The sequence below is a fragment of the Neobacillus nitrireducens genome, from assembly GCF_030915405.1.
In the GTDB taxonomy this organism is placed as follows: Bacteria; Bacillota; Bacilli; order Bacillales; family Cytobacillaceae; genus Neobacillus.
Genome location: NZ_CP133262.1, coordinates 3,593,663 through 3,607,500 on the forward strand (window position 1 = coordinate 3,593,663; position 13,838 = coordinate 3,607,500).

General features: G+C 42.5%; 10 protein-coding genes and 1 rRNA gene (1 of these 11 cut by a window edge). 8 read left to right on the top strand and 3 right to left on the bottom strand.

What is annotated here, in order from left to right:
* The first annotated feature begins 164 nt into the window (after positions 1-164).
* The 6 genes from RCG22_RS17345 (at position 165) to RCG22_RS17370 (ending at position 7,099) form a co-directional block, all read left to right on the top strand.
* The gene (locus RCG22_RS17345; RefSeq protein ID WP_098262225.1) at positions 165-1,304 is read left to right on the top strand and encodes an acyl-CoA dehydrogenase; all 1,140 of its coding nucleotides are present in this window, start codon (positions 165-167) and stop codon (positions 1,302-1,304) included.
* A 109-nt stretch (positions 1,305-1,413) separates the two neighbouring features.
* A complete protein-coding gene (locus RCG22_RS17350) occupies positions 1,414-2,208 on the top strand; it encodes an enoyl-CoA hydratase/isomerase family protein (protein WP_308103947.1) in 795 nt (264 codons plus the stop codon).
* A gap of 41 nt (positions 2,209-2,249) precedes the next feature.
* Complete coding sequence (locus RCG22_RS17355) at positions 2,250-3,101, top strand: 3-hydroxybutyryl-CoA dehydrogenase (RefSeq protein ID WP_308103948.1); 852 nt, start codon at positions 2,250-2,252, stop codon at positions 3,099-3,101.
* A 74-nt stretch (positions 3,102-3,175) separates the two neighbouring features.
* Positions 3,176-3,946, top strand: coding sequence for an electron transfer flavoprotein subunit beta/FixA family protein (locus RCG22_RS17360; RefSeq protein WP_308103949.1), 771 nt, complete (start codon positions 3,176-3,178; stop codon positions 3,944-3,946).
* Between the two features lie 15 nt (positions 3,947-3,961).
* On the top strand, positions 3,962-4,936 hold the full coding sequence (locus RCG22_RS17365) for an electron transfer flavoprotein subunit alpha/FixB family protein (protein WP_308103950.1): 975 nt from the start codon (positions 3,962-3,964) through the stop codon (positions 4,934-4,936).
* Between the two features lie 78 nt (positions 4,937-5,014).
* A complete protein-coding gene (locus RCG22_RS17370; protein ID WP_308103951.1) occupies positions 5,015-7,099 on the top strand; it encodes a (Fe-S)-binding protein in 2,085 nt (694 codons plus the stop codon).
* 725 nt (positions 7,100-7,824) lie between these two features.
* Here RCG22_RS17370 and RCG22_RS17375 read toward each other — a convergent pair.
* The 3 genes from RCG22_RS17375 to garR all read right to left on the bottom strand — a co-directional run bounded on the left by RCG22_RS17375 (position 7,825) and on the right by garR (position 11,544).
* Entirely contained in the window at positions 7,825-9,144 is a 1,320-nt protein-coding gene (locus RCG22_RS17375) for a gluconate:H+ symporter (protein ID WP_308103953.1), read from the bottom strand.
* Between the two features lie 66 nt (positions 9,145-9,210).
* Positions 9,211-10,647 carry a four-carbon acid sugar kinase family protein gene (locus RCG22_RS17380; RefSeq protein ID WP_374049477.1) on the bottom strand — a complete coding sequence of 479 codons (1,437 nt, stop codon included), beginning with the start codon at positions 10,645-10,647 and terminating at the stop codon, positions 9,211-9,213.
* Positions 10,648-10,650: 3 nt separating this feature from the next.
* Positions 10,651-11,544 (bottom strand): 2-hydroxy-3-oxopropionate reductase, encoded by an 894-nt coding sequence (gene garR, locus RCG22_RS17385; protein ID WP_308103956.1) that lies wholly within the window; start codon positions 11,542-11,544, stop codon positions 10,651-10,653.
* Between the two features lie 229 nt (positions 11,545-11,773).
* Here garR and RCG22_RS17390 point away from each other — a divergent pair, with 229 nt between their 5' ends.
* Both RCG22_RS17390 and RCG22_RS17395 read left to right on the top strand, forming a co-directional pair.
* Positions 11,774-12,391 (top strand): GntR family transcriptional regulator, encoded by a 618-nt coding sequence (locus RCG22_RS17390; protein WP_374049375.1) that lies wholly within the window; start codon positions 11,774-11,776, stop codon positions 12,389-12,391.
* A 404-nt stretch (positions 12,392-12,795) separates the two neighbouring features.
* Positions 12,796-13,838, top strand: a 16S ribosomal RNA gene (locus tag RCG22_RS17395) (it continues 507 nt past the right edge of the window).

The window sequence follows — 13,838 nt, forward strand, 5'->3', positions numbered from 1 at the left end:
ATAGATGAGCAGACAGATTGATACGATATGAGAAGGTGTAATTGTAAGCGTTATCAGTTTGGCGATAGGTAGTTTCATAGGGACATTGGAAAAATAATGATGGCTATTTGAGAGTTAACATGAATCACTTTTAATAAAACTTTTATAACAATGGGGGAAGAAACATGCGATTTCAATTGACAGAAGAACATGAAATGATTAAAAAAATGGTTCGTGATTTTGCTAAAAAAGAGGTGGAACCTACAGCTGCCATCCGGGATGAAGAATCACGTTTTGATCGTTCTATTTTTGACAAAATGGCTGAGCTTGGCTTAGCAGGAATTCCATGGCCAGAGGAATATGGCGGGATTGGCAGTGATTTTTTAGCTTACTGTATTGCGGTAGAAGAATTATCCCGTGTTGATGCATCGATTGGTGTCACGTTATCTGCTCATACTTCTTTAGGTGGTTGGCCTGTTTACAAGTTTGGGACGGAAGAACAAAAGCAACAATATTTGCGCCCAATGGCTCAAGGGGAAAAAATTGGCGCCTATGCTTTAACGGAGCCTGGTAGTGGTTCGGATGCAGGTGCCATGAGAACTACAGCCCGGCTTGAAGGCGATCATTATGTGTTAAATGGTTCAAAAATATTTATCACTAATGGTGGATATGCAGATATTTATATTGTATTTGCTTTGACAGATCCTGCCCAAAAGACAAAAGGAGCGACAGCATTCATCGTTGAAAGTAATTTCCCTGGATTCTCGATTGGCAAGAAGGAGAACAAGCTAGGCATTCGTTCATCGGCCACCACAGAAATTATTTTTGAAGATTGTATTGTTCCAGTTGAAAACGTGTTAGGGAAGGTTGGGGACGGCTTCAAAATTGCCATGATGACACTGGATGGTGGACGTAACGGTATCGCTGCTCAAGCTGTCGGGATTGCACAAGGTGCACTTGATGCTGCTGTTGGCTATGCAAAAGATCGTGTACAATTCGGGAAACCTATTTCATTACAACAAGGAATTGGCTTTAAGTTAGCAGATATGGCAACAAATATTGAAGCTGCCAGACTATTAACCTATCAAGCAGCATGGCTTGAGTCAGAAGGCCTTCCCTATGGAAAGGAATCTGCGATGTCTAAGCTTTTTGCAGGAGATACTGCGATGAAAGTAACAACGGAAGCCGTTCAAGTCTTTGGAGGCTATGGTTATACGAAGGATTATCCAGTAGAAAGATACATGCGTGATGCGAAGATTACACAAATTTACGAAGGAACGCAAGAAATTCAACGCTTGGTCATCTCAAGGATGTTAACAAAATAGGCAACATCATCGGTGCCTGACACCACCATTATTAAAGCTATAAAGATTCCATCATCCGTCAATTCATTGTGGCGGTGATGGAATGGAACTAAAAAGGAGAGTTGATTAAATGAGTAAACTAGTTGAAGAACTTACAACCGTCCAGGTTATCGTCGAAGAACAAATCGCCATTTTAGAATTAAATAATCCACCCGTAAATGCGCTCACTTCCACGGTAATGGCAGAGCTTATCGTAGCTCTCGATCAGTTGGAGGAAATGACCGACCTTCGTGCAGCAATCATTACGGGAGCTGGCAATAAATTTTTTGTTGCCGGTGCGGATATTAAACAATTTCCTTCACTAACTGAAGCTACGGGTAAGGAATTAATTACATATGGCCGCATGATTTTCGATCGAATCGCTGACTTGAAATTTCCTGTCCTATGCGCTATCAATGGCTTAGCACTTGGCGGAGGCTGTGAATTAGCGTTAGCATGTGACATTAGAATCGCTTCAGCCAATGCAAAATTTGGCTTCCCAGAAGTAGGGCTCGGCATTTTCCCAGGTTATGGCGGGACACAACGCCTTCCCCGTTTAGTAGGATTGGGAAAAGCAAAAGAGATTATTTTCTCTGGAGAGCCGATCAAGGCGGATGAAGCCTATCGAATTGGTCTCGTTGATAAGCTTGCTCCTGAAGGGGAGTCTCTCCTAGTGGCGAAAGAGCTTGCATATAAAATTATTGCGAAGGCACCGATGGCTGTTTCCATGGCTAAAAAAGTGATGAACCAAGGAGTTGAAACGTCCTTGCATGAAGGGCTTGAACTTGAATCAGAATTCTTTAGCAAGCTTTGCGGTACAGAAGATAAAAATGAAGGAACCCAGGCATTTTTGGAAAAACGGGTCCCGCAATTCTCTGGTAGGTAACATATTTTACAAAATCATTAAAAATCTTAGGGGTGAAACTTTTGATCAAAACAATTGGTGTCATTGGTGCGGGAACAATGGGAAACGGCATTGCCCAAGTGGCAGCACAAGCTGGTTATCAAGTGATTTTGAATGATATAAAGGATGAATTTGTGAATAGAGGCATTCAAACGATCAAAAAGAATTTGGACCGTGCCTTAAGCAAAGGGAAAATTTCCGAAAGAGAAGTAGCAGATACGCTTGAACGAGTTACGCCAACAACAAAGGTGGCTGATTTATGGGAAGCGGACTTAATCATTGAAGCGATTATTGAGAAGATGGAACCGAAAAAAGAACTCTTCAAACAACTGGAATCCATTTGCCCTCCAGAAACTATCTTTGCTTCCAATACATCAGGATTAAGTATTACCGAATTAGGAACAGCTACTGCTCGTCCTGATAAGGTCATCGGGATGCACTTCTTCAATCCAGTGCCCGTCATGAAATTAGTGGAAATGATTCGCGGCTATGAAACCTCTGATGAAACGTATGAAACGATCAAACAACTAGTGGAAGCTTTAGACAAGGACACGATTACCGTGGCGGATTCGCCGTCATTTGTTGTCAATCGTGTATTAGTGCCGTTCATTAACGAGGCTGTTTTTGTCTTGGGTGAGGGAGTGGCAACCGCTGATGATATTGATAAAGGCTTAAAATTAGGTGCCAACCACCCGATTGGCCCACTTGCTTTAGCCGATTTAATTGGCTTAGATACCCTCTTGTTCATTCAAGAAGGATTATACCAGGAAACAAGCGATTCTAAATATCGTCCCGCTCCACTTCTTAAAAAGCTTGTAAGAGCAGGGCATCTCGGCAGAAAAACGGGGCAAGGATTTTATAGCTACACTAAATAATAGATTGATATTTTTCAAAAAGCCGTGGAAGAACGAACTGCTTTTTGAAGCTCATTTGAAAAGGAGGATTCCTTGTGAATATATTTGTGGTGATGAAACGCACATTTGATACAGAAGAAAAAATTGTCATTAAGGATGGGAAAGTCAGTGATGACGGGGTGACTTTTATCATTAACCCATATGATGAGTATGCGATTGAAGAAGCACTCAAATTACGGGAAGACCATGGCGGTACTGTTACGGTGGTGACAATTGGAGACGAAGAAGCTGAGAAGGAACTTCGCACTGCCCTTGCAATGGGCGCCGATAAAGCCGTTCTCATCGATGATGATGACGTGGAAGAGGGCGATCAGTTTACAATAGCAACCCTCTTAGCCATTTATTTAAAGGATAAGTCTGCGGACATAATCTTAGCCGGTAATGTTTCGGTTGATGGGGGAACAGGACAAGTCGGTCCACGTCTTGCCGAGGAACTTGGGATTGCTGCGGTCACATCGGTTACAAAGCTTACGGTTGAGGGGAAAAAGGCTACGATTGAACGTGATGTAGAGGGCGACCTTGAAATAATTGAAACCTCCCTGCCGTTGCTTGTGACCTGCCAACAAGGATTAAATGAACCTCGATACCCTTCCTTACCTGGCATTATGAAAGCGAAGAAAAAGCCACTGGAAACACTGGAATTGGATGATTTGGATTTAGATGAAGCTGATGTTCAAGCGAAAATCAACTCGGTGGAAATCTTTTTACCACCAGTGAAAAAAGCGGGCAAGGTCCTTTCAGGGGATATAAATCATCAAGTGGATGAACTCGTCTTGTTACTAAGAACAGAAGCGAAAGTCCTATAAACGGAGGGAATCACGATGGGGAAAAAGATAGTCGTTTTTGGAGAAATTCGGGAAAGTGGCTTGCGGAATGTTTCTTTTGAAGCGATTGCCGCAGCGAAGAAAGTGGCTGACGGAGGGGAAGTAGTCGGTCTCCTTCTAGGTGAAAGGGCTAGTAGTCTAGCAACTGAGATGTTTCATTATGGCGTTGATCGGGTTGTAACAGTGGAACATGAACAGTTACAGCTGTATACACCTGATGCCTACTCTCAAGCAATTTTACAAGTAATCGATGCTGAAAAGCCAGACGGATTGATTCTTGGACATACCGCCCTTGGAAAAGACCTTGCCCCACGACTTGCAGCCAAACTTAGGGCAGGGTTAATTTCCGATGTTGTCAGTCTTGAAGTTGTCGATGAAATGGTACTTTTCACACGACCAATTTATGCTGGTAAGGCATTCGAAAAGTTTGCGGTACGTGAGGGCCACATCCTAGTGACAATACGACCAAATAATATCACTCCACTGGAGAAAGATGTGTCACGTTCAGGTGCTGTATCGAGTATGGAAGTTGATATTAAAAGTTTACGCATGTTTATTAAAGAGGTTGTGCGGAAAACCGCTGGTGGAATCGATCTTTCAGAAGCCAAAATTATTGTTTCCGGAGGCCGTGGTGTAAAAAGCAAAGATGGATTTAATCAGCTCCAGGAATTAGCCAATTTATTAGGTGGAGCCGTTGGCGCTTCACGCGGAGCCTGTGACGCTGATTATTGCGACTATTCCTTGCAAATTGGCCAAACTGGTAAAGTGGTCACACCTGATTTGTATATTGCCTGCGGGATTTCCGGAGCCATTCAACATGTGGCCGGTATGTCAAACTCGAAAGTTATTGTCGCGATCAATAAGGATCCAGAGGCTCCTATATTTGGGATTGCTGACTATGGGATTGTTGGCGACTTGTTTGAAGTCCTGCCCTTATTAATAGAAGAGTTTAAGAGTGTCGCTGTCAGCTAACATAAAAATAGGCCCAATCCCATTCGTCAAACAGCCAGGGGGGTTGGGCTTCCTATTATTTATCAAAGGGGCATAATGATGAATACAATCCTACCTTATCTAAATTCATTCCTTTTCTTATTGGTAACCGGTTATGCGATTTACTTATTTGCTGCACTTGTCAAAACTCGAATTGAGTACATAAAGTTAGGTAAAAAGGCTAAATTTGATAAAAATGTGAAAGAACGAATCAATGACCTTCTCATTAATGTGTTTGGGCAAAAGAAGCTCTTAAAAGATAAAAAGAGTGGGGCCATCCATGTGATGTTTTTTTATGGCTTTCTCCTTGTTCAATTTGGGGCGATTGATTTAATTTGGAAGGGACTTGCACCAGGAAGTCATTTACCATTAGGACCCTTTTACCCCTATTTTACGTTTTTCCAAGAAATCATTGTCTTGATTATTCTCGTGGGTGTTTGGTGGGCTTATTATCGCCGTTATATTGAAAAGCTTGTTCGCTTAAAACGAGGGTTTTTAGCAGGCCTTGTCTATCTATTTCTTGGTGGCCTAATGATTTGTACCTTACTAGCAAACGGAATGGGGATCATCTGGCATGGTGAGGACCCTGTTTGGTCAGAACCTGTTGCTTCAGCCATTTCTATGGCATTTAGCTGGCTGGATCCAACGGTCGCCGCTGCCTTCTTCATTGTCTTTTGGTGGGGCCATTTATTATTCCTATTAGCCTTCTTGGTTTATATCCCACAAGGAAAGCATGCCCACTTAATAGCTGGGACTGCGAATGTGTGGTTAGGACGTACTCATACAAAAGGACAATTATCGACGATTAATTTTGAGGACGAAACACAGGAAACTTTTGGCGCCAGTAAAATTGAAGATTTCAATCAGAAGCAGCTAGTCGACTTGTATGCCTGTGTTGAGTGTGGTAGATGTACCAATATGTGTCCAGCATCAGGGACTGGGAAAATGTTATCGCCAAGGGATTTAATTTTAAAAATGCGCAATCATTTGACAGAAAAAGGCGCATTGGTTACATCTAGAGCCCCGTGGATGCCGGTTATATCCTTTCAAAATACCCGCGGGAATCAACTGGCCTTCCAGGGCAAGGGAGCAGGTGAGTCCGCAGCCGCTTTAGACTATGATGTCAACTTAATCGGAGATGTTATTACCGAAGAAGAGATTTGGGCTTGTACCACTTGCCGAAACTGTGAGGACCAATGCCCCGTCATGAATGAGCATGTCGATAAAATCATTGATCTCCGCCGCTATCTAGTGTTAACAGAAGGAAAACTGGATCCGGATGCACAGCGTGCAATGACCAATATTGAACGCCAGGGAAATCCATGGGGGATTAATCGTAAGGAACGACAAAATTGGCGGGATGCCATTGAGGATGTAAAGGTTCCAACGGCGAAAGAATTGAAAAAGGCCGGAGAAGAGTTTGATTATCTTTTCTTTGTGGGCTCAATGGGTTCTTATGACAGCCGTAGCCAAAGAATCGCCCAATCATTTGTCCGAGTTATGAATCAGGCGGGAGTGAAGTTTGCTATTCTTGGAAATGAAGAAAAGAACTCTGGTGATACACCAAGACGGATTGGGAATGAGTTTTTATTCCAAGAGTTAGCGAATGCTAATATTGAAGTCTTTAAAAAGTACGATGTGAAGAAAATCGTAACGATTGATCCACATGCTTTTAATACGTTTAAGAATGAATATCCTGAATTTGGCCTCGAAGCCGAGGTGTATCATCATACCGAATTGCTTGCCCTATGGATCAAAGAAGGGAAACTAATACCAAAGAATGCAGTGAATGAGGTGATCGCCTTTCACGATTCTTGTTATTTGGGGCGTTACAATGACGTGTATGATGCCCCGCGTGAAGTATTAAAGGCGATTCCTGGTGCCCAGCTCGTCGATGCGGATCGAAATCGTGAAAATGCGATGTGTTGTGGCGCTGGCGGCGGTCGTATGTGGATGGAGGAAAACACAGGTACACGGATCAATGAAGCTCGAACAGAACAGCTTCTTGAAACAAATCCAACAATGATTGGCAGTGGGTGTCCATATTGTTTAACGATGATCAGTGATGGAACAAAGTCAAAAGAAGTAGACGAAAGGGTACAAACGTTAGATGTCGTAGAGATTTTTGAAAAATCACTGAACTAAGGGTCGGTCAAACCGTGCGGCCGAGCATTGGACGTAACATGGAAATGGGGGGACGGTTCTCTTGCTTTTGAAGTATGGGAACCGTCCCCTTTCGATTTGTCTTCATTAGATAAATTCCTAAAGCTATCAGCCCAAAAATGAATCCGAGAATTCCCCAAAGCACTGGACTTTTACCTTGCTTACGAGAATCAATCACTAAATAAATCGTGAGGATAATATTTAAAACCAATCCAAATAAACTTTCTAAATTTAGCTCCCCTAAGGCTTACAATTAATTTAAAAGGAAAAAGATTGGATTTACTCGGATTCAATTTGATTTTGTGGAAAGTTGGGTTATTTCCTGCGCAATTTTCAAATGCGTCTCGACAATCTTCTTGCTTCCTTTACAGGGGAAATTCTTATCAAACAGTACTTGCAGTTGTTTTAACCAATCGTTTAATTAGTATAGCCTATACGGTAATTAGTCGAATTGATGCCGTTTTGTGCCAAAAGTGGTTAAAATGCTATTTATCGACTTTAACTAATTCATTTTTCAACAATTTATTTTTTGACATGGAAAGACTGACCCATATGTATCAAGGGCTGTAGCTACTTTAATCAAACGTTTGATTGGAATCGAAACTTGTGGGAAATGGTCGAGGATTATATTCAAAATGGAGTGAATGGTTGAAGTAACGCATAAAAAGAAAGAGCATGGGGACGGTAGACGTCCCCATGCTTCCCCACTATAGAAACATATTGATAATTAACACACCAGCAAGTCCGACAAGGGATGCAATCGTTACCATTACTGACCAGGTGCGAATGGTTTTTCCGATACTTAGGTTGAAGTATTCTTTATAAATCCAGAAACCGGCATCGTTGACGTGGGAGAAAGTCATACTTCCTGCTCCAGTTGCTAGCACCATTAGTTCTGGGCTAACGTGTGCAGAGGCAACGAGTGGTGCGGCAATACCTGCTGCTGTTAATCCGGCAACGGTGGCTGAACCTAGGACTACTCGTAGGATTGCAGCGATTAACCAGGCGAGGATTAACGGCGACATGGTGGAACCTTCCATCAGATGTGCCACGTATTTATCAACATGACTGTCGATGAGTACTTGTTTGAATGCGCCGCCAGCTCCAATGATTAAAAGAATCATAGCAATGCTGCTGATTGATTCTGTGATCGAGTTCATGATTTCTGGCATTTTTTTACCGCGATTTAAACCAAAGGTAAACATGGCGACAATGACAGCAATTAAAAGAGCAACACCAGGATTTCCTAAAAATTTAGCTGTTTCAATAAGTGATGATTCTGGCATCGTAATTTCAATGATTGCTTGGAAGGCAATCAGAATGACGGGGATAAGGGCCGTAAATACACTAATCCCAAAACCAGGCATTTCTTCTTCTGTAAACTGCTTAGGATTAAAAAGTCCTTTTGGGATTTTAACTTCCAACTCTTCTTTTTTAAACGTCTTTGTATATAATGGTCCACTGATAATAATTGCAGGAATACCGATAAGGATTCCATATAATAACGTTTTGCCTATATTGGCATTGTAAACACCGGCAACGGCTGTCGGTCCAGGGTGTGGAGGAACAAAGCCATGCATGGTGATCAAAGCCGCGATAACTGGCATCCCAATATAAAGAATCGGTACACCTGCTGTAGCAGCGATTGTGAATACTAACGGAATTAACACAACCACGCCTGTTTCAAAGAATAGTGCAATCCCAACAATGAAGGCTGTTAGAACAGCTGCAAGCTGGACTCGTTTTTTCCCAAATGCGTTAACCAATGTGGTGGAGATTCGTTGTGCCCCACCAGAATCGGCCATTAGTTTACCTAGCATACCCCCAAAACCAATAACCAGTACGAGATTGCCAAGGGTTCCGCCCAAACCGGATGTGACGGACGTCATCGCTTCGATAGGGGTCATTCCTTCCATTACCCCTACCAGTAATCCAACTATAACCAATGATATGAAGGCGTTTACCTTGAAAACGACCATTAACAACAGCAACAGGGCAACCCCTATACAAATATAAACGATTGGCATTTTTCTTCCTCTTTCCCCTTTGAAAGTGTGGAATGCCAGAACGGCATTCCGATGGATGATTTATATTTACTTATTACTTAAAATCTCTACCACTGCTTTTAAATCACTTTGTGTTCCAACATTGCCTGGAAAAATAACATAGGACATGCCTGGATACTTACTTTCATCCCCAGTTCTCCAGACTGGAATTCCCGGTCTAATTTGTCCAGCAACGGTTGCTCTTCTTACCCTCAGTCCTTTTGTGCCTACATCACTGGAGGTAATTCCACCTTTAGCGACAAGGAAATTCGGTTTCACTTGTAATCTTGTTACAATGCTTGTTACCGCATCCGAAATCGTAACGGACATTTTTAACTCGTCTTCTTTTTTATTTTCGCCAAGATCAAGCCGTTGTCTACTTGTATAAACGGCAACGGTCTTACCGGAGCGGATCAGTGCTTCTGTTGTTTCTACCACGCGGTCGCATTCTGCTTTGAATTGCTCTGGTTGTAAAACTAGATGACTATTAAATTCGATAAATTCAATGGTGGTTAATTCTTTTAATTTTTCTAGCTGTTCCGTCGTCTTTTTTACATGGGAACCAATAATAACTAATCCGCCATTCCCTGTTTCTTCTATTATTAATTCTTCTCTTGTTAGCAATGCTTTATCACTGACACCGCCAATAACCTTTGGTAGTGCGGCTGCGCTTCTAAAAAGGAAGTTCTTACCGGCATTGATTGCATGTACTAAGGCAACCGTGAATACTTTAACATCGACTTCGTCGATTGCGTTCACTACTACCTTATTAAAATCTTTTACCTGGAGAAGCTGTTCGGTGATCGCACCAATCTCCAATGCCCGTAACTGTTCGAGCGAGATATATAAGGTATTTTTAGCAAGAAATAAACCATTCGATTTTTCTTCAATCCATTCTCCTAAATGAGAACTGGAATAGCCAAATGTTCGGTCTTTTGCAAATTCTGTTTCCCCAGCAGGCACAAGCTCTTGACCATTTTGAACATAGTGGATGTTGTTAATGGTCAAACGACCACCTTCTTTGAAAAATGGTAGGATGACTTCACCATCCATTTTCAAATCAGTACCCGATTCGAGTGTATCCTTTAAAACTGTAGTTTCGAGTGGATAGTGCCCTCTTAGTGTGGAATCTCCACGGCTAATAATGAGGAATTCTTGGTTTAATTTAGAAGCTACAGTTAGAATGTTAGCGGCAATCTCGCGATGAGCCTTTTCGGTTTCTTCCGCTGTAAAGCCTCGGGAATTTGTCAGAATGAAAAACATGGACTGCTCTTCGTTAAAGCCCTGCTCGATACTTTCCTCCGACCAATCTGTGAAAACAGAAATATCATGGACGGTCTGGACACCTGTTGGATCATCGTCGAGGACGATGATTTTTTTGTTTAAACCTTTTAGTGCTTCTGTTACTAATTGATTGACGGCATGACGGTCCACTTCAGGGACAATTTCTAGGTACTCTGCGGAAATTCTGTTCGTTTCAGTCATCATTTACGCCCTCTTTACTTCAACATTGGCAAGCTTTTCATAATAACGGACAATGCTGCCATGATCGTCATTTATTTTTCCATCGACCTTTAATGCATGGAAAATTTCTAGCAACTGGCTTGATAAAGGAAGTGGGACGCCAATTTCATGGGCGGTATCCATTACATTGGTAATATCCTTCATGTTGATGGCTATACTGCCTCCGGCGACGAAATTTCTGTCTAAAATCAACGGTACCTTAGCATCAAGAACAGCACTTCCAGCAAGTCCTGAGCGGATGGCTTGGTACATTTTTTCAATATCAATCCCTGCCTTTGCTGCAAGAACAAGTGCCTCAGACATAGCTGCAATGTTAAGGTTTACAATAATTTGGTTGGCAAGCTTTGCGGTAACGCCACAGCCATTATCACCAACTAATATCACGTCTTTTCCCATACCGTACAGTACTGGTTTAACGCTTTCGAAAATATCCTCTTTACCGCCAACCATAATCGCTAATGTCCCATCAATGGCCTTTGGTTCGCCGCCGCTAACAGGTGCGTCTAGCATGCCAATGCCATTTTTCGCTGCCGTAGCTGCTAGTTCCCGGGAGACTTCAGGCGTGATTGAGCTCATGTCGATAATGACTGAACCTGTTTTGGCCCCTGCCAAGATTCCGTTTTCACTTAATACGACGTCTTGCACATGTTTTGAGGCAGGTAACATCGTGATAATGACATCACTGTTGGCAGCTACTTCTTTCGCGGAATTAGCAACGGCTGCTCCAGCTTCGACTACCTGATTTACAGCTTCCTGATTTAGGTCATTAACCGTAAGTGAAAAACCTGCTCTGATTAAATTTAATGCCATTGGTTTCCCCATGATTCCTAAACCAATAAAGCCAACTCTTTGTTCCATGATAAATTCCTCCTCGATCTATTAAATTCTTATAAGTTAAGCGATTAATTTAAATGCAATCGCTTTCAGATATCGTTTACAAAACTGATTGTACACGAATTAATAAATTCTGTATACAATAATTTATTAAATGTATACAAAAAATATCAAAACTGATGTCCGTTGTATTTTTTTGACAAGAATTTTGGTAAGATAAATGTAGATTTGAAGTGATATTGAGGTGAACTGTGTGTTAGAAAATAATCGTGCTCGTCCTGCTTCCCATCAATCCTATGAGATTCTTCGTGATAGGATTTTAAATGGAGAACTTCCTGGTGGTACCAAAATTGTCGAGGAAAAAATTGCTGCTGAATTGGGTGTCAGTAGAACACCAATCCGGGAATCAATTCGAAAGTTGGAGCATGAGGGGCTTATTGAGAATAAAAAAGTAGTGAAGCCGTCCGAAAAGGACTTGCGAAATATGTTTCAAGTACGAATCCTACTTGAGGGCTATTCCGCACAGTGTGCAGCTGCCTATTTAAAGGAAAATGATCTTCAATTAATAAATCAATGTGTTGAGATAGGTAAGACAGGAACAGTCGAGGAAATTATGGAAGCAAATGAGCGGTTTCATGAAATTATTGTAGAAGCTAGTAATAACCCGGTCATGATAGATATTATTGATCGGATGTCATCGATTATTTATCTTTTCCGTAAAACAGTAGTATTCTACAACCGACCCCATTTAATCGACGAACACGAGCAAATATACCAAGCCATTAAAGCAAGAAATGGAGAAAAAGCAGAAATGCTAATGAAAACCCATCTCCAAGCTGATCTGGAATTTTGCTTGCATCTGTTAAGTTAAGGAGAAGAGGGAAGCAAGGGGACGGTTCTCTTGCTTCTATTCAAAAAATCTTACTCATTGAGTGGTCTCGGACCCTATATAATTAGGTAGGCATTTTTATAATAATAAAGGGTTGAATAAATGAACTTTCTACATAAAAAGAGAAATTTACTGTTGTATATGTAAATCAAAGGTGATAATATAATAAAGTTGCTTTTAACGGCAACTTAACAAGTTGAAAGTGATGAAAAAACCTTAAATTATTATATTGACATAATGATAGAAAGTTGATATGATAGTAAATGTCGCTTCTGACATAACAAATTGTTCTTTGAAAACTAAACAAACAAAATCGTGCAAAACAAACAAAAAATATTAGTTTCAGCAATGAAACTAAGCCAACGTAACAAATGAGCTAATCAACTTTCTTGGAGAGTTTGATCCTGGCTCAGGACGAACGCTGGCGGCGTGCCTAATACATGCAAGTCGAGCGAATCAATAGGAGCTTGCTCCTGTTGGTTAGCGGCGGACGGGTGAGTAACACGTGGGCAACCTGCCTGTAAGACTGGGATAACACCGGGAAACCGGTGCTAATACCGGATAATCCTTTTCCTCTCATGAGGAAAAGCTGAAAGTCGGTTTCGGCTGACACTTACAGATGGGCCCGCGGCGCATTAGCTAGTTGGTGAGGTAACGGCTCACCAAGGCGACGATGCGTAGCCGACCTGAGAGGGTGATCGGCCACACTGGGACTGAGACACGGCCCAGACTCCTACGGGAGGCAGCAGTAGGGAATCTTCCACAATGGACGAAAGTCTGATGGAGCAACGCCGCGTGAGCGATGAAGGCCTTCGGGTCGTAAAGCTCTGTTGTTAGGGAAGAACAAGTACCGGAGTAACTGCCGGTACCTTGACGGTACCTAACCAGAAAGCCACGGCTAACTACGTGCCAGCAGCCGCGGTAATACGTAGGTGGCAAGCGTTGTCCGGAATTATTGGGCGTAAAGCGCGCGCAGGCGGTCCTTTAAGTCTGATGTGAAAGCCCACGGCTCAACCGTGGAGGGTCATTGGAAACTGGGGGACTTGAGTGCAGAAGAGGAAAGCGGAATTCCACGTGTAGCGGTGAAATGCGTAGAGATGTGGAGGAACACCAGTGGCGAAGGCGGCTTTCTGGTCTGTAACTGACGCTGAGGCGCGAAAGCGTGGGGAGCAAACAGGATTAGATACCCTGGTAGTCCACGCCGTAAACGATGAGTGCTAAGTGTTAGGGGGTTTCCGCCCCTTAGTGCTGCAGCTAACGCATTAAGCACTCCGCCTGGGGAGTACGGCCGCAAGGCTGAAACTCAAAGGAATTGACGGGGGCCCGCACAAGCGGTGGAGCATGTGGTTTAATTCGAAGCAACGCGAAGAACCTTACCAGGTCTTGACATCCTCTGACACTCCTAGAGATAGGACGTTCCCCTTCGGGG